24 protein-coding genes are annotated in these 19,791 nt (G+C 71.8%); 15 read left to right on the top strand and 9 right to left on the bottom strand.

What is annotated here, in order from left to right:
• Nucleotides 1-2 precede the first annotated feature (2 nt).
• Together FHP06_RS03710 and FHP06_RS03705 are read right to left on the bottom strand one after the other, a co-directional pair.
• Nucleotides 3-836 carry a DUF3097 domain-containing protein gene (locus FHP06_RS03710; RefSeq protein ID WP_147683963.1) on the bottom strand — a complete coding sequence of 278 codons (834 nt, stop codon included), beginning with the start codon at nucleotides 834-836 and terminating at the stop codon, nucleotides 3-5.
• Complete coding sequence (locus tag FHP06_RS03705; protein ID WP_147683961.1) at nucleotides 829-1,251, bottom strand: hypothetical protein; 423 nt, start codon at nucleotides 1,249-1,251, stop codon at nucleotides 829-831. Before FHP06_RS03705 ends, FHP06_RS03710 begins: the two co-directional genes overlap by 8 nt.
• A 68-nt stretch (nucleotides 1,252-1,319) precedes the next feature.
• Between FHP06_RS03705 and hrcA the strand changes: the two genes are divergently transcribed.
• The 8 genes from hrcA to era all read left to right on the top strand — a co-directional run bounded on the left by hrcA (nucleotide 1,320) and on the right by era (nucleotide 8,085).
• The gene (hrcA, locus tag FHP06_RS03700) at nucleotides 1,320-2,336 is read left to right on the top strand and encodes a heat-inducible transcriptional repressor HrcA (protein ID WP_147683959.1); all 1,017 of its coding nucleotides are present in this window, start codon (nucleotides 1,320-1,322) and stop codon (nucleotides 2,334-2,336) included.
• 15 nt (nucleotides 2,337-2,351) lie between these two features.
• Nucleotides 2,352-3,500 carry a molecular chaperone DnaJ gene (dnaJ, locus tag FHP06_RS03695; RefSeq protein WP_147683957.1) on the top strand — a complete coding sequence of 383 codons (1,149 nt, stop codon included), beginning with the start codon at nucleotides 2,352-2,354 and terminating at the stop codon, nucleotides 3,498-3,500.
• 172 nt (nucleotides 3,501-3,672) lie between these two features.
• Nucleotides 3,673-4,008 (top strand): histidine triad nucleotide-binding protein, encoded by a 336-nt coding sequence (locus FHP06_RS03690; RefSeq protein ID WP_147683956.1) that lies wholly within the window; start codon nucleotides 3,673-3,675, stop codon nucleotides 4,006-4,008.
• A 64-nt stretch (nucleotides 4,009-4,072) separates the two neighbouring features.
• Nucleotides 4,073-5,065 (top strand): PhoH family protein, encoded by a 993-nt coding sequence (locus FHP06_RS03685; RefSeq protein WP_147683954.1) that lies wholly within the window; start codon nucleotides 4,073-4,075, stop codon nucleotides 5,063-5,065.
• Nucleotides 5,043-5,519: an rRNA maturation RNase YbeY gene (gene ybeY, locus FHP06_RS03680; protein WP_147683952.1), complete on the top strand. Its 477-nt coding sequence runs from the start codon at nucleotides 5,043-5,045 to the stop codon at nucleotides 5,517-5,519. The genes FHP06_RS03685 and ybeY overlap by 23 nt, the downstream gene beginning before the upstream one ends.
• A complete protein-coding gene (locus tag FHP06_RS03675) occupies nucleotides 5,516-6,832 on the top strand; it encodes a hemolysin family protein (RefSeq protein WP_147683950.1) in 1,317 nt (438 codons plus the stop codon). Before ybeY ends, FHP06_RS03675 begins: the two co-directional genes overlap by 4 nt.
• Nucleotides 6,804-7,154, top strand: coding sequence for a cytidine/deoxycytidylate deaminase family protein (locus FHP06_RS03670; protein ID WP_147683949.1), 351 nt, complete (start codon nucleotides 6,804-6,806; stop codon nucleotides 7,152-7,154). The genes FHP06_RS03675 and FHP06_RS03670 overlap by 29 nt, the downstream gene beginning before the upstream one ends.
• Before the next feature lie 13 nt (nucleotides 7,155-7,167).
• On the top strand, nucleotides 7,168-8,085 hold the full coding sequence (era, locus tag FHP06_RS03665) for a GTPase Era (protein ID WP_147683947.1): 918 nt from the start codon (nucleotides 7,168-7,170) through the stop codon (nucleotides 8,083-8,085).
• Here the strand turns inward: era and FHP06_RS03660 are convergent.
• Nucleotides 8,082-8,348 (bottom strand): acylphosphatase, encoded by a 267-nt coding sequence (locus tag FHP06_RS03660; protein ID WP_147683945.1) that lies wholly within the window; start codon nucleotides 8,346-8,348, stop codon nucleotides 8,082-8,084. The two genes, era and FHP06_RS03660, sit on opposite strands and share 4 nt — an antisense overlap.
• Nucleotides 8,349-8,414: 66 nt before the next feature.
• Between FHP06_RS03660 and FHP06_RS03655 the strand changes: the two genes are divergently transcribed.
• Complete coding sequence (locus FHP06_RS03655) at nucleotides 8,415-8,771, top strand: hypothetical protein (RefSeq protein ID WP_147683943.1); 357 nt, start codon at nucleotides 8,415-8,417, stop codon at nucleotides 8,769-8,771.
• Here FHP06_RS03655 and arfB read toward each other — a convergent pair.
• From arfB to FHP06_RS03635, 4 genes are all read right to left on the bottom strand, one after another.
• The gene (arfB, locus tag FHP06_RS03650; protein ID WP_147683942.1) at nucleotides 8,768-9,178 is read right to left on the bottom strand and encodes an alternative ribosome rescue aminoacyl-tRNA hydrolase ArfB; all 411 of its coding nucleotides are present in this window, start codon (nucleotides 9,176-9,178) and stop codon (nucleotides 8,768-8,770) included. The two genes, FHP06_RS03655 and arfB, sit on opposite strands and share 4 nt — an antisense overlap.
• A gap of 16 nt (nucleotides 9,179-9,194) precedes the next feature.
• Nucleotides 9,195-9,788 carry a PadR family transcriptional regulator gene (locus FHP06_RS03645; protein WP_187271766.1) on the bottom strand — a complete coding sequence of 198 codons (594 nt, stop codon included), beginning with the start codon at nucleotides 9,786-9,788 and terminating at the stop codon, nucleotides 9,195-9,197.
• Between the two features lie 83 nt (nucleotides 9,789-9,871).
• The gene (locus FHP06_RS03640) at nucleotides 9,872-10,306 is read right to left on the bottom strand and encodes a CBS domain-containing protein (protein ID WP_147683939.1); all 435 of its coding nucleotides are present in this window, start codon (nucleotides 10,304-10,306) and stop codon (nucleotides 9,872-9,874) included.
• A 36-nt stretch (nucleotides 10,307-10,342) separates the two neighbouring features.
• The gene (locus FHP06_RS03635) at nucleotides 10,343-11,272 is read right to left on the bottom strand and encodes an inositol monophosphatase family protein (RefSeq protein WP_147683937.1); all 930 of its coding nucleotides are present in this window, start codon (nucleotides 11,270-11,272) and stop codon (nucleotides 10,343-10,345) included.
• Nucleotides 11,273-11,333: 61 nt separating this feature from the next.
• Between FHP06_RS03635 and FHP06_RS15860 the strand changes: the two genes are divergently transcribed.
• From FHP06_RS15860 to FHP06_RS03625, 3 genes are read left to right on the top strand one after another with little or no spacing between them, the layout of a single operon-like run.
• The gene (locus FHP06_RS15860) at nucleotides 11,334-11,825 is read left to right on the top strand and encodes a DUF2231 domain-containing protein (RefSeq protein ID WP_187271765.1); all 492 of its coding nucleotides are present in this window, start codon (nucleotides 11,334-11,336) and stop codon (nucleotides 11,823-11,825) included.
• Nucleotides 11,780-12,841, top strand: coding sequence for a PHP domain-containing protein (locus tag FHP06_RS03630; RefSeq protein ID WP_230973424.1), 1,062 nt, complete (start codon nucleotides 11,780-11,782; stop codon nucleotides 12,839-12,841). The genes FHP06_RS15860 and FHP06_RS03630 overlap by 46 nt, the downstream gene beginning before the upstream one ends.
• 49 nt (nucleotides 12,842-12,890) lie before the next feature.
• The gene (locus FHP06_RS03625) at nucleotides 12,891-14,234 is read left to right on the top strand and encodes a class I SAM-dependent methyltransferase (protein ID WP_147683935.1); all 1,344 of its coding nucleotides are present in this window, start codon (nucleotides 12,891-12,893) and stop codon (nucleotides 14,232-14,234) included.
• Here FHP06_RS03625 and FHP06_RS03620 read toward each other — a convergent pair.
• Both FHP06_RS03620 and FHP06_RS03615 read right to left on the bottom strand, forming a co-directional pair.
• Nucleotides 14,231-14,902, bottom strand: coding sequence for a hypothetical protein (locus FHP06_RS03620; RefSeq protein WP_147683934.1), 672 nt, complete (start codon nucleotides 14,900-14,902; stop codon nucleotides 14,231-14,233). The genes FHP06_RS03625 and FHP06_RS03620 overlap by 4 nt on opposite strands.
• A 2-nt stretch (nucleotides 14,903-14,904) precedes the next feature.
• A complete protein-coding gene (locus tag FHP06_RS03615; protein ID WP_147683932.1) occupies nucleotides 14,905-15,393 on the bottom strand; it encodes a flavodoxin family protein in 489 nt (162 codons plus the stop codon).
• A 28-nt stretch (nucleotides 15,394-15,421) separates the two neighbouring features.
• On the opposite strand from FHP06_RS03615, the gene FHP06_RS03610 reads away from it, so the two are divergent.
• From FHP06_RS03610 to FHP06_RS03600, 3 genes are read left to right on the top strand one after another with little or no spacing between them, the layout of a single operon-like run.
• Nucleotides 15,422-16,351 carry an AAA family ATPase gene (locus FHP06_RS03610; RefSeq protein WP_230973395.1) on the top strand — a complete coding sequence of 310 codons (930 nt, stop codon included), beginning with the start codon at nucleotides 15,422-15,424 and terminating at the stop codon, nucleotides 16,349-16,351.
• A 10-nt stretch (nucleotides 16,352-16,361) separates the two neighbouring features.
• The gene (locus FHP06_RS03605) at nucleotides 16,362-17,588 is read left to right on the top strand and encodes a DUF58 domain-containing protein (RefSeq protein WP_147683928.1); all 1,227 of its coding nucleotides are present in this window, start codon (nucleotides 16,362-16,364) and stop codon (nucleotides 17,586-17,588) included.
• Nucleotides 17,575-19,782 carry a transglutaminase TgpA family protein gene (locus FHP06_RS03600; RefSeq protein WP_147683926.1) on the top strand — a complete coding sequence of 736 codons (2,208 nt, stop codon included), beginning with the start codon at nucleotides 17,575-17,577 and terminating at the stop codon, nucleotides 19,780-19,782. The genes FHP06_RS03605 and FHP06_RS03600 overlap by 14 nt, the downstream gene beginning before the upstream one ends.
• Nucleotides 19,783-19,791 lie beyond the last annotated feature (9 nt).

Raw genomic sequence — 19,791 nt, 5'->3', positions numbered from 1 at the left:
CGTCAGGGCACCGTGACGAAGTCGATGAGCTCCTCGACCCGGCCGAGGAACGACGGCTCGAGGTCGGCGTAGGAGTCGACCCGGCCGAGGATGTGCTTCCACGCCCGGGCGATGTCGGCCTGGTCGTCGTGCGGCCAGCCGAAGGCGGCGCAGATGCCGTGCTTCCAGTCGGTGCCGCGCGGCACGACCGGCCAGGCGTCGACCCCCAGCCGCGCCGGCTTGACCGACTGCCAGACGTCGACGAACGGGTGGCCGACGACCAGCACGTGCGCGCGCCCGGCGAGCTGGTCGGCGATGCGGGTCTCCTTGGAGCCGGGCACCAGGTGGTCGACGAGGACGCCGAGACGCCGGTCCGGGCCAGGGGAGAAGTCGTCGACGGCGGCCACGAGGTCGTCGATGCCGCCGAGGTGCTCGACGGCCACGCCCTCGACGCGAAGGTCATCACCCCAGACCTTCTCGACGAGCTCGGCGTCGTGCCGGCCCTCGACCCAGATGCGGCTCGGCAGTGCGACCTTGGCCCGGGTGTTCTCGACGCGCGTTGAGCCCGACGCCGTGCGGGTGGACTGCTGCGGCGCGGCCGGGCCGGGTGCCTCGAGAACGACCGGCCGGCCCTCCAGGAGGAAGCCCGGGCCCAGCGGGAACGTGCGGCGCTTCAGGTGCCGGTCCTCGAGCTCGACGGTGTGGAGGTCGCGGTCGACGCGCATGATCTCGCCGCAGAAGCCGGTCTCGGCCTCCTCGACGACGAGCCCGCGCTCCGCGACGGCCGGCTCGGACCGGCCGCGAGGCGGCTTCCGCCAGTCGGTGGAGAGCACGTCCTGGCCGTACCGGTCAGCCATGGATGAGCCCGAGGAGCCGTTGGTGGAAGTCCTCCAGCTCGTCGCGGCTGATCTCGCCGCGGCTGGTCAGGATGCGGGTGGCCGGAGTGGTCAGGCCCACGGCCAGCTCCACCGCACGAGGCCAGGACGGACCGGCGCTGCGCGGCTTCCGGACGTACAGGTCGCCGATCGCGACCGTGTCGCGCCCGGGCACGACCAGCACCAGCTCGCCGCCCTCGGGGCCGGCGCCGAGGTGCACGACCTCGACGAAGCAGTCGCCCAGGTCGGTGAACCAGACCGAGCTCATGCCGCCGCCGCGCGAGGTGTGCATGACGAACGTGCCGTCGGACACCGTGACGCGACGTGGCCGATACGTGAGCGTGCGCTCCGCCCCGGTCACGACGACGCTGTCACCGTCCGCAACGATTCCCTCCACCTCGATAGACTGGCACTTGGCAGGGTCGAGTGCTAAGCGACACGCAGGATCGAGTCCAGAGGAGTGAAATGTCCGACGACCGTCGACTCGAGGTCCTCCGCGCGATCGTCGAGGACTACGTGGCCACGCAGGAACCGGTCGGCTCGCGCGCGCTCGTCGAGCGCCACCACCTCGGCGTCTCGTCGGCCACCATCCGCAACGACATGGCCGTGCTCGAGGACGAGGGCCTGATCCACCAGCCGCACACCAGCGCCGGCCGCGTCCCCACCGACAAGGGCTACCGGATGTTCGTCGACCGGCTCGCCACGGTGAAGGCGCTGTCGCCGGCGGAGCGACGCGCCATCGAGACGTTCCTCACCGGCGCCGTCGACCTCGACGACGTCGTGCAGCGCAGCGTGCGGATCCTGGCGCAGCTCACCAACCAGGTCGCCATCGTCCAGTACCCGACGCTGACCCGGTCCACGGTGCGGCACATCGAGATCGTGCCGCTGGACCACAGCCGCGTCCTGCTCGTCGTCATCACCAGCTCCGGACGTGTGGAGCAGCGCATCGTGGAGCTCGCCGAGGCACCGTCCGAGGAGCTCGTCAGCCAGCTGCGCACCCGGATCGTCGGGGCCACGGTCGGCGAGCGCCTGCCCGAGGCGTCGCTGCGCATGGCCGACCTGATGGGCTCGTTCGCCCCGGCCGACCGGCCGATCGTCACGTCGATCGTCACCACGCTCACGCACGTCTTCTCCAACGAGCGGTCCGACGAGCGCATCGCCGTGGGCGGCACGGCCAACCTCGCGCGCTTCGGCAGCGACTTCGACACGGCCATCCGGCCGGTGCTCGAGACGCTGGAGGAGCAGGTCGTCCTCCTTCGCCTGCTCGGCGAGGCCACGGCGGGCATGCACGTCAGCATCGGCGCGGAGACCGGCAACGAGAGCCTGGCCGGCACCGCCGTCGTCTCCACCCCCTACGGCGCCGACGAGCAGGCGCTCGCGACGATGGGCACGCTGGGTCCCAGTCGCATGGACTACCCCGGAACCATGGCCTCCGTCGGCGCGGTCGCCCGATACGTCGGACGACTGCTGGCGGACGGCTGACGAACCAGAGGACACATGGCACAGGACTACTACGAGCTGCTGGGCGTCTCCCGCGACGCCGGGCCTGACGACATCAAGAAGGCGTACCGCCGTCTTGCCCGTCAGCTGCACCCGGACGTGAACGACGCCCCGGACGCCTCCGACCGCTTCAAGGAGGTCACGACGGCCTACGAGGTGCTGTCGGACCCGCAGAAGCGCTCGGTGTACGACCGCGGCGGCAACCCGCTCGGTGGCGCCGGCCACGGCTTCGGCCAGGGGTTCAGCTTCGACGACATCATGGACGCGTTCTTCGGCCAGGCCACCGGCGGCCGCGGACGCGGCCCGCGCTCGCGCACGCAGCGCGGCCAGGACGCGCTGCTCCGGCTCACGATCGACCTCGCCGAGGCGGCGTTCGGCGTCACGCACGAGCTGAAGGTCGACACCGCGGTCGTCTGCTCCACGTGCCAGGGCAGCGGGGCGCACGCCGGCTCGCAGCCCGTCACCTGCGGCACGTGCCACGGCAACGGCGACGTCCAGCACGTGCAGCGCTCGCTGCTCGGTGACATCCGCACGTCGCGTCCCTGCCCGGCCTGCCAGGGCTACGGCACGATCATCCCGGACCCGTGCCCGGAGTGCGGCGGCGACGGCCGCGTCCGCTCGCGCCGCTCCATCTCCGTCACCATCCCGGCCGGGGTCGACCAGGGCACCCGCATCCAGCTCAGCGGCGAGGGCGAGGTCGGCCCGGGCGGCGGCCCGCCCGGCGACCTCTACGTCGAGATCGACGTCAACCGGCACGCCGTCTACGCGCGCAAGGGCGACCAGCTGCTCTGCCAGGTCACCCTGCCGATGACCGCGGCGGCGCTCGGCACCCACCTCGACCTGCCGACCCTCGAGTCCGACCTCCCGGACCACGAGGGCCCGGACACCGTCGACGTCGAGGTCCCGCCGGCCACGCAGTCCGGCGACGTCATCACGGTCCGAGGCCAGGGCGTGCCGCGTCTGCGCGGCGCCGGTCGCGGCGACCTCCGGGTGCAGGTCGTCGTCGAGACGCCGCACCACCTCGACGACGAGCAGCGCGAGCTGCTCCACCAGCTCGCCGAGCTGCGCGACGAGCAGCGCCCCGAGGCCCGCCTCGGGTCGTCGCACAAGAGCGTGTTCGGTCGCATCCGCGACGCGCTGCGCTGAAACCACTGCGAGCCCTGCGAGCGCGCGTCGATGCGGGTTGAGCGTTCTGCGGCGAAGCCGCCGGGTGCGAAACCACCAGGCGGTCCGCGCTAGTGCAGGACGTGGTCTCGATACGCGTCGGCCGCGGGCGGCCTCCGCTACTCGACCACCGAACCGTTGGTACAACTGAGTCATGGACGACTGCCTGTTCTGCAAGATCGTCAGCGGCGAGATCCCGTCCGACGGGGTCGCCGAGTCCGAGCACGCCGTGGCGTTCCGCGACGTCAACCCGCAGGCGCCCACCCACGTGCTCGTCATCCCGCGCGTGCACCAGCCCGACATCGGGAGCCTGGCCGAGGCCGAGCCCGAGGCCACGGTCGACCTGCTGCGCCTCGCCAAGAAGATCGCCGACGACGTCGGCGGGTCCTACCGGCTGGTCTTCAACACCGGTGCCGACGCCCACCAGACGGTCTTCCACTGCCACGCGCACGTCCTCGCCGGCCGAGAGCTGGGCTGGCCCCCGGGGTAGGTCCTTGAGCTTGTCGAAAGGACGTTTCGACAGGCTCAACGACCGAACCGTACGATTGAGTCAAATGTCAGATCACCCCGCGCCGCACACGTTCACCGTGCCGGCCAGCATCGACGCCGTCGCCCTGTTCGGGCCGGCCGACGAGTTCCTCCGCCTCATCGAGTCGTCCTTCGAGGCGCGCATCCACGCGCGCGGAAACGTCATCACGGTCGACGGGACGCCGGCCGAGGCGGCGATGGTCGAGCGGCTGCTCGACGAGCTCGTCGCCATCGTGCGCACGGGCCAGGCGCTCACCCGCGAGACGGTCGAGCGGAGCATCTCGATGCTGCGGACGGAGACCCAGGAGCGGCCGGCCGAGGTGCTGAGCCTCAACATCCTGTCCAACCGCGGCCGCACGATCCGGCCCAAGACGCTCAACCAGAAGCGCTACGTCGACGCCATCGACAAGCACACGGTCGTGTTCGGCATCGGCCCGGCGGGCACCGGCAAGACCTACCTCGCGATGGCCAAGGCCGTCCAGGCCCTGCAGGCCAAGGAGATCACCCGCATCATCCTGACGCGTCCCGCGGTCGAGGCCGGCGAGCGGCTCGGCTACCTGCCCGGCACGCTCTCGGAGAAGATCGACCCGTACCTGCGGCCGCTCTACGACGCGCTGCACGACATGATCGATCCCGACTCGATCCCCAAGCTCCTCACCAACGGCACCATCGAGGTCGCCCCGCTGGCCTTCATGCGCGGCCGCACGCTCAACGACGCGTTCATCATCCTCGACGAGGCGCAGAACACCACGCAGGAGCAAATGAAGATGTTCCTCACGCGCCTGGGGTTCGGCTCGAAGATGGTCGTCACCGGCGACGTCACGCAGGTCGACCTGCCGGGTGGCGCCACCAGCGGCCTCCGCGTCGTGCGCGACATCCTCGACGGCGTGCACGACGTGCACTTCAGCACCCTGACGTCGCACGACGTCGTGCGGCACAAGCTCGTCGGCCGGATCGTCGCCGCGTACGACACCTATGAGGCCGGTGAGGGCTCCGGTGAACGTCGACGTTCTCGATGAGTCCGGCCTCGGCGCCGAGCTCGGCGTCGACGTCGTCGCGCTGACGAGGCTCTGCCGCTTCGTCATGCGACGGATGCGCCTGCACCCGTCCACGGAGATGACCGTCCGGCTGGTCGACGCCGACACGATGGCCACGCTGAACGAGCAGTGGATGGGCAAGAAGGGCCCCACCGACGTCCTGTCGTTCCCGATGGACGAGCTGACCCCCGGCCACGAGGCCGCCGCCGAGGAGGACAACGGCTACCTCGGCGACATCGCGCTGTGCCCCCAGGTCGCCGCCCAGCAGGCCCCGGCCGCCGGCCACTCCGCGGCCGACGAGATCGACCTGCTGACCGTGCACGGCATCCTGCACCTGCTCGGCTACGACCACGCCTCGCCGGACGAGCACCAGGAGATGTTCGGGGTGCAGGGCCGCCTCCTGCTGGAGTGGCAGCAGGGCGGCGACCCCGAATGACCTGGGTGCCGCTCGTCTCGTCGGTGGTCCTCGCCGTGGCGGCCGGCGTGCTCGCCAGCATGGACGCGGCGCTCTCGTCGTTCTCCAAGGCGCGGGCGGAGGAGCTGGCCGAGGAAGGACGTGGGGGAGCGGGCCGCCTGGTGCGCATCCTCGACGACCCGGCGCCGTACCTGAGCTCCGTCCTGCTGCTGCGCGTGCTGTGCGAGACGGCCAGCGTCGTGCTCGTCGCGTTCGTCGTCGCCGACGAGCTCGACGGGTTCTGGCCCCGCACCCTGCTCGCCGTCGCGGTGATGGTGGTGGTCAGCTACGTCCTGATCGGCGTCGGCCCGCGCACGCTCGGCCGCCAGAACGCCGAGCGCGTCGCGCTGGGATCGGTGGTGCCGGTCATCGGCGCCACCCGGCTGCTCGGTCCGCTGACCCGGCTGCTCATCGTCGTCGGTAACGCGATCACGCCGGGCAAGGGGTTCCGTGAGGGTCCGTTCGCCTCGGAGGTCGAGGTCCGGGAGCTCGTCGACCTCGCCGCGGCCAGCGCGGTCATCGAGACCGACGAGTCGAAGATGATCCAGTCGGTCTTCGAGCTGGGCGACACCGTCGTCCGCGAGGTGATGGTGCCCCGCCCCGACCTCGTCTACATCGAGCAGCACAAGACGCTGCGCCAGGCGATGTCGCTGTGCCTGCGCAGCGGGTTCTCCCGGGTGCCGGTCATCGACGACAACCTCGACGAGATCCTCGGCATGGCGTACCTCAAGGACCTCACGAAGCGGGTGTTCGACAACCACGTGGCTGAGTCGACCGAGCGCGTCGAGTCGATCATGCGACCGTGCCTGTTCGTCCCTGACACCAAGCCGGTCGACGACCTGCTCCGCGAGATGCAGGAGCAGCGCACCCACGTCGCGATCGTCGTCGACGAGTACGGCGGCACGGCCGGCATGGTCACGATCGAGGACATCCTCGAGGAGATCGTGGGCGAGATCGCCGACGAGTACGACACCGAGCCGGCCGAGGTCGAGACCCTGGCCGACGGTGCGTACCGGATGAGCGCCCGGCTCGACGTCGACGACCTCGCCGAGCTGTTCTCCGTGCGCATCGACGACGACGACGTCGACTCGGTCGGCGGCCTGCTCGCCAAGCACCTGGGCAAGGTGCCGATCCCCGGCAGCGTCGTCGAGGTGGCCGGTCTCCGGCTGGAGGCCGAGGAGCCCGCCGGCCGCCGCAACCGCATCGGCCGGGTCAAGGTCAGCCGGGTCGCCGGGCCGGCCGCGGAGGAGTCAGTACCCTCACCCCATGGAGCCGGACATGTCGCTGAGTCCTGAGGACGCCAAGCTCGTCACGCTGGCGCGGGCCTCCCGGGCGCGGACGCAGGCCTCGGACGGGGCGGCGGTCCGTGACCTCGACGGACGCACGTACACCGCAGCGCGCGTGAAGCTGCCGTCGCTGCAGCTGGACGCCCTCGACCTCGCCGTGGCCATGGCCGTCTCGTCCGGCGCCACGGGCCTGGAGGCGGGCGCGATCGTCACGGACGTCGACGCGCAACGGATCGTCGACCTCAGCGCGCTGCGCGAGTTCGCCGGGGCCGACGTGCCGGTCGTCGTGGCCGACCCGGACGGCACGCCGCACTCTGTGCGCTCGACGTGAGGGGGCGACCGGCGTGACCACGTTCCGCTCCGGGTTCGCCTGCTTCGTCGGGCGACCGAACGCGGGCAAGTCCACGCTGACCAACGCCTTGGTCGGCGACAAGATCGCGATCACGTCGTCGAAGCCGCAGACCACGCGGCACGCCATCCGCGGCCTCGTGCATCGCGACGACGCGCAGCTCGTCCTCGTCGACACCCCGGGCCTGCACAAGCCGCGCACGGTGCTGGGTCAGCGACTCAACGACCTCGTGCGGACCACGTGGTCGGAGGTCGACACCATCGGCCTGTGCCTGCCCGCCGACGAGTGCATCGGTCCGGGCGACCGGTTCCTGATCCGCGAGATCGCCGCCCTGCGCCGCAAGCCGGTGCTGGCGGTCGCCACCAAGACCGACCTGGTCTCGCCGTCGCGACTGGCCGAGCACCTGATGGCGATCCAGGGGGCCGGCGACGAGGCCGGCCTCGAGTGGCGCGACGTCGTGCCGGTGTCCGCCGTGGCCGGCGACCAGGTGCAGCTGTTGGCCGACCTGCTCGTCGCGACCCTGCCCGAGGGGCCGCCGCTCTACCCGGAGGGCCGCCTCACCGACGAGCCGGAGGAGACGCTCGTCGCCGAGGTGATCCGCGAGGCCGCGCTCGAGGGCGTGCGTGACGAGCTCCCGCACTCGCTCGCCGTCGTCGTGGAGGAGATGCTGCCGCGTGAGGGCCGGTCGCCGGACCGGCCGCTCGTCGACGTCCGCGCGAACGTCTTCGTCGAGCGCGACAGCCAGAAGGGCATCATCATCGGTCACCGCGGCGAGCGGCTCCGCGAGATCGGCACGGCGTCACGCGCGCAGATCGAGCGGATCCTCGGCACACCGGTCTTCCTCGACCTGCACGTCAAGGTCGCGAAGGACTGGCAGCGCGATCCCAAGCAGCTGCGGAAGCTGGGCTTCTAGCGCGTCTCGAACCCGGACTCGCCGCGCGGCTCCTCCTTCGTGACCTCGACGCGCTGGACGTTCGCCCGCGGCGGGCCCTTCCGGCACCAGGCGATCAGGTGGTCCACGGACTCCGGGGTGCCCTCGAAGACCGCCTCGACGGTGCCGTCGGGCTGGTTGGCGACCCACCCGGCGACGCCGGAGGCCTGCGCGGCCGCGGCGCAGCTCGCCCGGAAGAAGACTCCCTGGACGTGCCCACTCACCACGACGCGACGCCGGACCACGGCCTCAGCCTAGGCGTCCCCGGCTGCCGAATGGCGGGGTGCGAGCTCCGCCCGCACGATGGGGACATGAGCGAGAGCACACCTGAGCCCGAGACCAGCGCCGGCGACGAGGTCCGCCCCGACGACGCGGGGGTGCCCGACGACCCCGCAGGACCCGACGTGCCGGAGGACTCCAGCAGCACCGAGTCGCCCGACGTCCCGGTCAACCCGACCACCGACCAGCCTGAGGGCACCGAGGGTGTCGAGGGCGCGGATCCCGGCGAGGACGACGACGACACCACCGAGGGAATGGCCGAGACCGACCAGACCGAGGGCGACGAGTCGTCGGACGAGGGCTCGTCGGACGAGGAGTCGTCCGCGACCTCCGGCGACGACCCCGCCGACGACATCGGCGCGCCGACCAAGCCGGCCGAACCGGCCTAGTCCCATCCGCCGCGGCGTGAGCGCTTCACGTCGCTGCGGCGCTTCTTGGCGTCGAGGCGGCGCTCCTTCGAGGCGCGGGTCGGCTTCGTGGGCCTTCGCGGCCGCGGCGGCACGATCGCGTCGGTGATCAGTTCCTCCAGGCGCACGCGAGCGGCCTCACGGTTCCGGTGCTGCGAGCGGTAGCGCGACGAGACGACCGTGATGGTGCCGTCGACGATCCGGGAACGCAGCTTCTCGGCCACGCGGGCCCGCTGCGCCTCGGACAGGACGGCGGTGTCGGTCAGCGACCAGGTGAGCTCCACCCGGGTGTCCGTGGTGTTGACGTGCTGTCCACCGGCGCCGGAGGAGCGGCTGAACCGCCAGCTCAGCTCGCGCTCCGGCAGGTGGAGACGTCCGTGCTGGCTCATGGAGCCAGCATCGCAGTCAGTCCTCTTCGGCGAGGATCCGGTACATCGCCTTGCGGGCGTCCTCGAGCGTCGCGGTCGCCTTGGCCTGCTGCTCCGGCGTGCCGGTGTGCATGACCTGGCGCCACGCCAGGACGAACCCCTTGAGGGCCGCCCCCGCCTCGCGGCCAGGGTCGCCCTCGGGCCCGCGGGCGTCGTCCCACGGGGAGCCGAGCTGCTCGCGGTTCTCCTCGACGTACTCGCGGCCGTCGGTCGTGAGCGTCGCGGTCTTGCGGCCGTCGACGCGCTCGAACTCGACGAGTCCTTCGTCCTCGAGCTGCTGCAGCACGGGGTAGATGGAGCCGGGGCTCGGCGTCCAGGCGCCCTCGCTGCGCTCGCCGATCTCCTGGATCAGCTGGTAGCCGTGAGCGGCGTGCTCGGACAGGATCAGCAGGGCTGCGGCGCGGACGTCGCCGCCGCGGCCACCACGTCGCCGGCCGCGTCGGCGTCCGGGATAGCCGAACGCCGGGCCGAGGCTGGGGTCCCAGCCGAGGTTGCGGGCGTCGTCCAGGCGGGATCGGAGGCGGTCCTCCGGGCGACGTGGACGGTGAGAAGTGAAATCTGGGTTGCGCACAAGGCATCCTCCCTCTAGTCGATACGTAAACGATATATCGGAAACGTATCGTCGACAAGAGAGACGACAGATGTTCTTCTCGATCAGCCGCCCGACACGTAGTTGTTGAGCTGGTCGCGCTCGAACTCCAGCTGGTCCATCCGGTACTTCACGGCGTCGCCGATGCTGAGCACGCCGACCAAGCGGCCCTCCTCGAGCACGGGCACGTGGCGCACCCGGTGTGCGGTCATGACGCTCATGAGCTCGCCGAACGAGTCCTCCGGGGCGCAGACCTGCACGTCCGTGGTCATGATCTGCGCGACCGTGACCTCCTCGCGGGGGGCGTCGAAGCCGCGCAGCTTCCGCACGACGTCCCGCTCGGAGACGATGCCGAGGATGCCCTGCCCGTCGTCACTCACGACCATCGCGCCGATGTTGTGCTCCGCCAACGAGTCCAACAGCTCGTTCATGGTGGCGTCGGGACGGATGGTGAAGACGGTGTCGGAACCCTTGGACGTCAGGACGTCGCTCACGCGCATGTCAGCCTCCTTGGTCGAGTGCTGGCAGCGTAACCCTCAGGGCGCGTCGGGGTCGCCCCAAGAACGAGAGAAGTCCAGCGTCCGGACGTTGTCGTCAGGGGGCTGCTCAGGCGGGTCGTCGCCCTCCGGCTCGTCGCCCCAGAGCTCGTCGTGGGGACCGTCGTCGGGGAAGTGGCCGAGGTACGCCATCGCGGCGTCGTGCAGCCGTCCGTTGGTGGCCAGGGCGTCCGGACCCCAGGGCCCCGGCTGTCCTGCGAGGCTGGTGAAGCGGCCGCCGGCCTCGGTGACGATCACGTCGAGCGCCGCCATGTCCCAGAGCTTGAGCTCCGGCTCGGCCGCGATGTCGACGGCACCCTCGGCGAGCATCATGTAGGACCAGAAGTCGCCGTACGCGCGCGTGCGCCAGCAGCGTCGCATCAGGGCGCGCAGGGCGTCGGCCTTGTCGATGTCGTCCCAGCCGCCGAGCGAGCTGTACGAGAAGGACGCGGCCTCGAGATCGGCGACCCGGGACACCCGGATCTCGCGGGCCTGCATGAACGACTTGCCGGTGAACGCGCCGCCGCCCTTCGAGGCCCACCAGCGGCGGCCGAGGGCGGGGGCGGAGACGCAGCCGACGACGATCTCGCCGGCCTCCTCCAGGCCGATCAGCGTGGCCCACACCGGGACACCGCGCACGAAGTTGGCGGTGCCGTCGATCGGGTCGATGATCCAGCGGCGCTCGTGCGAGCCCGTGGAGCCCTCGACCTCGCCCTGCTCCTCGCCGAGCACGACGTCACGTGTGCGGGCGGTCTTGAGCTGCCGGCGGATGGCCTCCTCGACAGCCTCGTCGGACTCGGTCACGTACGACATGTCCGGTTTCGTGGACACCTCGAGGTCGATCGCGCCGAACCGGTCCATCGACAGGTTGTCGGCGACGTCGGCCAACACGTGGGCGAGCCGCACGTCGTCGTTCCAGGAGTGGGCCATGCGGCTCAGGGTACGGTGAAATCGGCGGCACCCGTCGACATTGGACCCCCGGAGGACTCTCGTGTTCGGATCGTTCAACGACCTGCCGGTGCATGCGTTGGTGGTGCACGCGGCCGTCATCTTCGTCCCGGCCTCCGCGCTCCTCGCGCTCGCCTTCCTGCGTCCGTCCTGGCGGATGACGTTGCGCTGGTGGATCGTCGCGGCCACGGCCATCGCCACGGCCACTGTCTTCGTGGCCCGGGAGAGCGGCGAGCGGCTCAAGACCGCCCTGGGCGACCAGATCGAGGGCAACGTCACGGGCAAGGTCGTCGACCACCACGAGGAGCTCGCCAACCAGCTGCAGGTCTGGCTGCTCGTGATGCTCGCGGTCGTCCTCGTCGTCGCGCTGGTGCTGCCGAGGCTCGGGAACCCGCTCGCCGGCGGCGCGCTGGCCATCGTCGTGGCCGCGCTCGCCGTGATCGTCATCGTCATGGTCGCCCGCGTGGGCGACGAGGGGTCGAAGGCCCGCTGGAACCCCGACGGCTCCTTCGACTACTCCGGGGAGGCGCGCTGAACCCCGCCGACGCGCTGGGGGAGATCGGGTTCTGGCTCGAGCGTGAGCGGGCGGTCACCTACAAGGTCCAGGCGTTCCGGAAGGCCGCCGCGGCGATCGCCGGCCTGGGCGTCGACGACCTGAGGAAGCGGCGCGAGCAGGGCGGGCTGCAGCGCATCGCCGGCATCGGGGCCCGTACGGCCGAGGTCATCGAGCAGGCTCTCGACGGCGAGGTCCCCGGCTACCTCGCCGACCTGCGCGAGCGCAACACCGAGCCGCTCGTTGCCGGTGGCGAGGAGGTACGGGCCGCGCTGCGCGGCGACCTGCACACCCACTCCGACTGGTCCGACGGCGGCTCGCCGATCGACGTGATGGCCCGGACGGCGGCCTGGCGCGGCCATGAGTACATGGTGCTGACCGACCACTCGCCCCGCCTGACGGTCGCCAACGGCCTGAGCGCGGAGCGACTCGCCGAGCAGCTCGACGTCGTGTCCGAGGTGGACGCCGGCATCGACGACTTCCGGCTGCTCTCGGGCATTGAGGTCGACATCCACGAGGACGGGTCGCTCGACCAGACCCCGGAGATGCTCGACCGGCTCGACGTCGTCGTGGCCAGCGTCCACTCCAAGCTGCGCATGGACCGCGGACCGATGACCCGGCGCATGCTGAAGGCCGTCGCCGACCCGCACACCAACGTGCTCGGGCACTGCACCGGACGGCTGATCGAAGGCTCTCGTGGCAAGCGCCCGGAGTCGCAGTTCGACGCGAAGCGGGTCTTCGCGGCCTGCGCCGAGCACGACGTCGCCGTCGAGATCAACGCCCGTCCGGAGCGCCGCGACCCGCCGGATCCGCTGATCGAGACCGCCCTCGAAGCGGGCTGTCTGTTCAGCATCGACTCCGACGCCCACGCCCCCGGACAGCTCGACTTCCTCGACCACGGAGCCGCCCGGGTGGCCGAGCTCGGCGTCCCCCTCGACCGCGTCGTGACCACGTGGCCGGTCGACCGTCTGCTCGCCTGGAGCCACGCCGGACGCTGATGTTCGCGAACGGCGGACCGGTGGCACCTCCGGTCATTACGATCCGTCCATGTCATCCCCCCGTTCCAGCGCACTTCGGCGTGGAATCAGGGCTCTGGTCCGGGGTCACGAGCTCCCGCAGCCCGCCGTCCCGAGACGCCCGAAGGCCCCGTCCGGCGACGGCCACCGCGGCCGCTGGATCCGCATCGTCACCGAGCGTCAGCCGCTCGCTCCCGAGCTCGACACCGACCCGGCCGACCCGACGGAGGCTGCCGCGGTACGGGCCGGCTGGATGCTGGTGGACGCGCACGAGCGGCTCAGCACCAAGGGCGCCGAGAAGGTGTTCGGGCCCGAGCTCGCTGCGTGGTACGAGTACGCCGCGCGCAGCGTCGAGCCGCTGCGTCCGGCGGGGTGGTCCGGCGAGTACCCGATGCAGGAGGGCCGTAACAACCTGCTGCGCTACCGCCGCACGATGGACTTCGCCCGGCCCGGCGACCGCGTGTTCGACGTCGGCTTCGGCCTCGGTCAGCTCGCCTCGCTGCTCATCCGCGACGTCGGGGTCGCGAGCTATCACGGCATCGATGTCGTCGAGAAGTTCGTGCCGATGGTGTCGGAGCTCCTAGAGGTCAACGGGCTGTCCGACGCCTCGGTCACCGTCGAGCTCGGCGACCTGATGGCACTCACGCGCGAGCAGGTCGAGGCCACGGGCGCGACGTTCGTGATCTGCTGCGAGGTGCTGGAGCACGTGCCGGACGCCGAGGCCGCGCTGCGGATCCTCGCCGACGCCTTGCCCGACGGCGTGGACCTGCTCTTCTCCGTCCCGCTGCACGGCCGCCTCGAGGCGGTGTGGGGTCACCTCTCCGTCTTCGACGTCGCGCGGCTGAAGTCGATGCTCGACGGTGCCGGCCTCGTGGCCCACCACGTCGAGCCGCTCGCGAACACGTGGACGCTCGTCGTCGCCTCGCGCAGCGCCGAGCCGTCGCAACGGGTCCGGGCGGCGAGCTCCCGCCCGCCCGTGCGGGTGGCCCAGCCGCTGACGCGGGCGCGGGACTTCGTGGACGTCGATGCCGACGCGATGACGCCGGTGGGGGACCTCGGCGGCGTGAGCTTCGCGGTCGACGGGCTGGAGGCGCTGCGTCTCCGGCTGGGACTCACCGACGTCACGCACGTGACGCGGTTCGTGGTCACGGCGTTCGCCGGTGGTCGCGAGGCCTGCCGCTGGACCTGGGAGCCGCAGCCGTTCCAGATCGAGCAGCCGGAGCGACGCCTGGCGATGCGGCCGGGCGAGAACAGCGGACACTTCGTCTCCGGGCGCGCGAACCGGCTCGAGCACGCCGACCGCGTCGAGGTCACGGCCGAGGTGGCGCCGGGGCAGACGGCGTCGTTCACCGTCGCCGCCGCATACCTGCCCTAGAAGGCGTCGGCCAGCTCTCCGACCTGGGCGGCCGTCAACGCCGCCGGGACGCGGTCGGTGACGGCGTCGTACTCGTCGATGAGTCCGGCGAGGTCCTTGACCATCCGGCGGGCCCGCGCACTCGGGTCGCCGCAGTCGGCGCGGCACTCCGTGGCGGCGGCGAGATGCGCCGCCCCCAGGGCAGCCAGGGCCCAGCGCTCGCGGGGTCCGGCGTCAGGGGAGACGAAGAACCCGATCCGTGCCCCCTGCTGGTGGACGGCGCGGTGCTCGGGGTCGAGCACGTGCGGGACGTCCGGCCGGTACGACAGACCGGGGTCGCCGACCTCGGCCCGCTCGATGATCGCGAGGACGGGCCCGCGCGCATCGGGCGCGATGAGCTGCGCGACCTGCCGGGCCTGCCGCAGCCGCAGCCGGGCGCGGATCTCGTCGGAGTCGTCGGTGGTGCCGAACAGTCGGCCGATCAGCGGCACGAGCCGCGGCCGGTCGGCGTCGAGGAGCAGGTCGTTAGCGGTGTGGGCCTCGTGGGCGAGCAGCGGGTGCGTGCACTCCGGGCGGTCGCTCCACGGCTCGCCGGCGAGCAGCGAGACGTACTCCATGACGCAGGCCTCGCCGGCGTCCTCGTCATGGGCTCCGGCGGACAGGGTGGGGAGGAAATCGGGAACGGGCATCGTCACTCCATGAGGGTCGCTGCCAGTGTGCCACCGAGGTCGTAGGCGGCGGCGAGCTCCGCGTCGCCCACGTCGCCGAGCACCTCCAGGAGGTCGGCCGACTGCTTCCACGGCAGTGCCTGGACGATGCTCTGCACCGACCGCACGGCGCCGGTCGTGTCGTAGCGCCCGTGCACCCACAGTCCGTACGGCCGTCTCGGACCCTCCACGCCCTCACCGGCCGACCCGTCGTCGGTCAGAGCGCCGCCGGCCTCGAGGAAGATCGTGTCGAAGAAGTGCTTCAACGCCCCGGACATGTAGCCGAAGTTCGCGGTGGTCCCGAGGACGTAGCCGTCGGCGGCCAGGACGTCGTCGGCGCGGGCCTCCAGGGCCTCGCGCACCACCACCTCGACGCCCTCGATCGCGTCGTCGTTGGCTCCGTCGACGACGGCGTCGGCGAGCCTGCGGACCGTCGGCGTCGGCGCGTGGTGAACGATCAGCAGCCGCCCCATGGACTCACATTACGGTTTACAGTTCGGTATGGACTCCACCCACAAGGTCCTGGCGAACATCGAGACCGTGGTCGACGGAAAACCCGAGGCCATCGAGACGGCGCTCGTGGTGCTCCTCGCAGAGGGGCACCTGCTCATCGAGGACGTCCCCGGTGTCGGAAAGACCGTCCTGGCCCGAGCGCTGGCCCGTTCCGTCAGCTGTTCGGTGCGCCGGATCCAGTTCACGCCCGACCTCCTGCCGTCCGACATCACCGGCGTCTCCGCGTACAACCAGCAGGCCGCCGAGTTCGAGTTCAAGCCGGGCGCGGTGTTCGCGAACATCGTCATCGGCGACGAGATCAACCGCGCGTCCCCCAAGACCCAGTCGGCGCTGCTGGAGGCGATGGAGGAGCGACAGGTCACCGTCGACGGCACCACGTATGCGCTCGGCTCGCCGTTCACCGTCATCGCCACGCAGAACCCGTACGAGATGGAGGGCACGTACGCCCTTCCGGAGGCGCAGCGCGACCGGTTCATGGCCCGGATCTCCATGGGGTACCCGGACACCGCGGCGGAGCTCGCGATGGTGCGCGAGCGCGACGCCGACAACCCGCTCGACCGGCTCGACGCGGTGGTCTCGATCGAGGACGTCCGCTCGATGATCGCGGCGGCTCGGGCGGTCTACATCGCGCCGGCCGTCGAGCAGTACTGCGTCGACCTGATCAGCGCCACGCGGGCGGACACGGCGCTGCGCCTGGGCGCCAGCCCGCGCGCCACGCTGCACCTCGTCCGCGCCGCCAAGGCCCGGGCCGCGGTGCACGGGCGCGACTACGTGCTGCCCGACGACGTCGACGCCCTCGCTCCCGTGGTGCTCCCGCACCGCCTCATCCCGATGCGCGGCGCGGACACGCCCGAGCAGACGGTGCGCCGCATCCTCGCCGAGACGCCGGTGCCGGCCGGCGCCGTGGAGCCGAGCTGACGCGGTGCGCATGACGCTGGGCATGGTGCTCACCCGACGCGGTGTCGGCTTCCTCGTGACGGCCTTCGTCTGCTTCGTGCTGGCGCCGATGATGAACCTGCCCGCGCTCCTGACCGCGACGGCCCTGCTGCTCGCCCTCGTGGTGTTCTCGGCGGTCTTCGTGCTCGTCGGCCACTCGAGCATCCGCATCGACCGCACGTTCGCCCCCGAGGTGATCGACCCGGGGCAGTCCACACAGGTGACGGTGACCGTCAGCAACCTGTCGCTCCTGCCGTGCCTCGAGTCGCACTGGGAGGACACCCTGCCGCCCGGCCTGTCCGCCGAGGCGTCTGGCACGCTCCCGTCGCTCGGAGGCAGCCGCGGGCACACGTCGCGGGTGCGCTTCACCTACCGGCTGCAGGGCCTGCGGCGCGGGCGGCACCGGATCGGCCCGCTGTCGGTGCACGTGCTCGACCCGTTCGGTCTGGTCTTCCGGCGGCACCGGTTCGGCGGCTCGGCCGCGTTGATCGTGCTGCCCAAGCGCGTGCAGCTGTGGCCCCTGAGGCCGCACGGCGCCGACAACGACGGCGCGTCGCGCCCGGCGCCGCAGCACGTCGGCGTCGGCGACGACGACGTCATCGCGCGGGCCTACCTCCCCGGCGACGCGATGAAGCGGCTGCACTGGAAGGCCACCGCCCACCGGGGCGAGCTGATGGTGCGGCAGGAGGAGCAGCAGGTGAACCCGCGCGCCGGCGTGGTCATGGACCGGGACGCCCTCTCGTTCGGCACGGTGCGCGACCGCCAGGGCGAGTGGGAGTACTCGGCGGCGTTCGAGTGGGCGGTGACCGCCACGGCGTCCGTGATCGTCCACCTGGTCCGGGTCGGCTACGTGGTCGTCGCCCGGTCGCCTGGCGGGGCCCTCGACCGGCACGTCTCGGAGGCGCACGACACCGTCGAGGACGCGCTGATCGACCTGGCGACCATCGAGCCGGCCGACGCGCCGGACCTCGACGTCGACACCGGCGAGCGGACGACGTTCGTCGTGCTCGGCCGCCCGTCGGTCGACCGGGCCCGCGAGTGGGCGCAGGCGCTGTCCTCATCGTCGACCGTGCTGGCGTTCGTCGGCCGCGGCACCTCCGAGGAGGCACTCGACGTCCTCTCTGCGGCGCGGTGGCGCTGCATCACGTACAACCCCAACGACGAGGTCGCCGAGCGGTGGTCCGAGCTGGACGGGACGCGGTCGCATGCTGCGCGCTGAGTCGTCCACGCTCCGCTCGGTCCGCGACGCGGGCCCTGCGGCCGCGTGGCTCGACCACGCCCTGCTCGCGACGGCGCTCGGCGTGCTGCTCGCCGGTTTCTCCACGGTGATCGGCGGCGCCGACTGGTGGTTCACGACGTTCCTGGTGTGCGCCCTGGTGGGCCTCACCTGCGCCGTGCTGCGCGCCGTCGGCTTCCGCTGGGTCGCGCCGGTCGCGATCCTCGTCGAGTTCCTCGCGCTGACCTGGATCTTCGTGCCGTCGACCTTGTACGGCGGCCTCCTGCCGACCTGGTCCTCGGTCACGGGGCTGACGTCCCTGCTCGACCATGCCCAGACGATCATCATCGAGGAGCTGCCCCCGGTCGCCCAGGCGAAGTCGGTCGTGCTCGTGCTGGCCGGGTCTTTCGGCCTGATCGTGGTGTTCGCCGACGTCCTGCTGCGCCGCCGTCGCGCCGCCGTCCTGGTCGGCATCCTCCTGCTCGCGGTCTACGCGACGCCGCCGCTCATCTCCGGCGAGACCCCGCCGTTCCTCCTCTTCGCGGTGCCGGCCGGCCTCTGGCTCGTCCTGCTGCGTTCCCGCACCCGTGAGGCGAGCCGCACGGGCTGGCCGGTGCGCATCCCCGCGCTGCTGGTCGCCATGGCGGCGCTGTTCACCAGCCTCGTCCTGCCGCCGCTGCTGCCCGACGTCACCGCGGTGGCGTCCGGTTGGGGCAAGGGTGCGCCGGACGTGTTCGGCCGCGGCATCAACCCGATGCTCCAGCTCGGCCAGAACCTGCGGCGCAACAGCACCCGGGTGGCCGCGCAGTACACGACCAACCTGCCGCAGGCGCCGTACCTGAAGGTGGCGACGCTGCGCGACTTCACCGGCAAGACCTGGCGGCCGATCGAGAACACCACCGACAACGACCTGTTCGAGGGCCGGGTCGGCCTCGCCGACGGCGTCAAGACCAGCGACAAGAAGACGACGATCCGCATCCGCGACCTGCGCAGCTCGCTGCTCCCGGTGCCGTACCCGACGCAGGACGTGTCGGGGCTGAAGGGGGAGTGGCACGCGCAGCGCGCCGGCATGACGTGGCGGTCGCCGACCGACGACACCCGCGGCCAGCGGTACACCGCCACCAGCACCCTGATCGAGCCGACCGCCGCGCAGATGCGCCAGGCCACGACCTTCATCGGACCGCGGCTCGCGCCCTACGTCGCGCTGCCCGACAAGATCCCGTCGATCATCACGCGCACCGCGCAGGCGGTCACCGACGGCGCCACCAACGACTTCGACCGCGTGATGGCGCTGCAGAGCTACCTGCGGGGCGGGCAGTTCACCTACTCCGAGACCGCCCCGGTGGCCGAGGACTACGACGGCAACGGGCTCGACGTCCTGGCCGTCTTCCTGCAGAAGCGCAGCGGCTACTGTGTCCACTTCTCCTCCGCGATGGCGGTGATGGCCCGCTCGCTCGGCATCCCGGCCCGCATCGCCGTCGGCTACGCGCCGGGGCGGGTGGTCAGCCTGACCCGCGGCCAGAACCTCTACGCCGTCACGAACGACGACCTGCACGCCTGGACCGAGATCTACTTCTCCGGGATCGGCTGGACGCGGTTCGATCCCACCCCGGGCGTCGGCTCCGCGGCGTCCTTCGACGAGCCGGGCAGCGCCAGCCAGACGCCCCTCCCGCCGACCCAGGCGAACGGCGGCGACCCGCAGGGGCGCCAGGACGACCGGGTCGACGCAGCCCCGAACGCGTCGCAGGACCAGACGGCACCGCGCTCGGCCATCGTCGTAGGTGCCGGGATCCTCCTGGTGATCCTGGCGCCGGGCGCGGTCCGGCTCCTGCTGCGCCGGTACCGGCTGCGTTCGCGGTCGCCCGACCTCTGGTGGCGTGAGCTCGAGGCCTCGGCCGCCGACCTCGGCGTCGAGACGTCGCTGGCGGACACACCACGCGGCTTCGCGGGCCGGCTCTCCTCCCGCCCGGGCGTCGACACCGACGCCCTGCACCGCCTGCTCGACACGATCGAGACCACCCGCTTCGCACGGCCCGGTTCCGGCTCGGGCGCCAGCGGATCCTCGGACGTACAGGCCGTCCTGCAGTCGCTGGCCGACGGCTCGACCCGTCGGGCCCGGCTCCGAGCCGCGCTGCTGCCGCGGTCCTTGGCCCGTGCGACCCGGCCGGCGCCGCGGGTGGAACCGCTCGGCATCTGAGTGGCAGGG

Source organism: Aeromicrobium terrae, assembly GCF_008039565.1.
Lineage (GTDB): Bacteria > Actinomycetota > Actinomycetes > Propionibacteriales > Nocardioidaceae > Aeromicrobium > Aeromicrobium terrae.
The sequence above is the reverse complement of the archived record's forward strand: the minus strand, read 5'-3'. Positions and strand labels throughout refer to the sequence as shown.

Excerpts from the sequence above, each read along its gene's own strand:
- arfB (WP_147683942.1), bottom strand. The coding sequence starts at position 9,178 with ATGAGCCAGCACGGACGTCTCCACCTGCCGGAGCGCGAGCTGAGCTGG.
- FHP06_RS03620 (WP_147683934.1), bottom strand. The coding sequence starts at position 14,902 with ATGCCCGTTCCCGATTTCCTCCCCACCCTGTCCGCCGGAGCCCATGAC.
- FHP06_RS03710 (WP_147683963.1), bottom strand. The coding sequence starts at position 836 with ATGGCTGACCGGTACGGCCAGGACGTGCTCTCCACCGACTGGCGGAAG.
- FHP06_RS03690 (WP_147683956.1), top strand. The coding sequence starts at position 3,673 with ATGGACGACTGCCTGTTCTGCAAGATCGTCAGCGGCGAGATCCCGTCC.
- FHP06_RS03670 (WP_147683949.1), top strand. The coding sequence starts at position 6,804 with ATGGAGCCGGACATGTCGCTGAGTCCTGAGGACGCCAAGCTCGTCACG.
- FHP06_RS03625 (WP_147683935.1), top strand. The coding sequence starts at position 12,891 with ATGTCATCCCCCCGTTCCAGCGCACTTCGGCGTGGAATCAGGGCTCTG.
- FHP06_RS03605 (WP_147683928.1), top strand. The coding sequence starts at position 16,362 with ATGACGCTGGGCATGGTGCTCACCCGACGCGGTGTCGGCTTCCTCGTG.
- FHP06_RS03635 (WP_147683937.1), bottom strand. The coding sequence starts at position 11,272 with ATGGCCCACTCCTGGAACGACGACGTGCGGCTCGCCCACGTGTTGGCC.
- FHP06_RS03675 (WP_147683950.1), top strand. The coding sequence starts at position 5,516 with ATGACCTGGGTGCCGCTCGTCTCGTCGGTGGTCCTCGCCGTGGCGGCC.
- FHP06_RS03610 (WP_230973395.1), top strand. The coding sequence starts at position 15,422 with ATGGACTCCACCCACAAGGTCCTGGCGAACATCGAGACCGTGGTCGAC.
- dnaJ (WP_147683957.1), top strand. The coding sequence starts at position 2,352 with ATGGCACAGGACTACTACGAGCTGCTGGGCGTCTCCCGCGACGCCGGG.
- hrcA (WP_147683959.1), top strand. The coding sequence starts at position 1,320 with ATGTCCGACGACCGTCGACTCGAGGTCCTCCGCGCGATCGTCGAGGAC.
- FHP06_RS03640 (WP_147683939.1), bottom strand. The coding sequence starts at position 10,306 with ATGCGCGTGAGCGACGTCCTGACGTCCAAGGGTTCCGACACCGTCTTC.
- FHP06_RS03655 (WP_147683943.1), top strand. The coding sequence starts at position 8,415 with ATGAGCGAGAGCACACCTGAGCCCGAGACCAGCGCCGGCGACGAGGTC.
- FHP06_RS03615 (WP_147683932.1), bottom strand. The coding sequence starts at position 15,393 with ATGGGGCGGCTGCTGATCGTTCACCACGCGCCGACGCCGACGGTCCGC.
- FHP06_RS03600 (WP_147683926.1), top strand. The coding sequence starts at position 17,575 with ATGCTGCGCGCTGAGTCGTCCACGCTCCGCTCGGTCCGCGACGCGGGC.
- FHP06_RS03685 (WP_147683954.1), top strand. The coding sequence starts at position 4,073 with ATGTCAGATCACCCCGCGCCGCACACGTTCACCGTGCCGGCCAGCATC.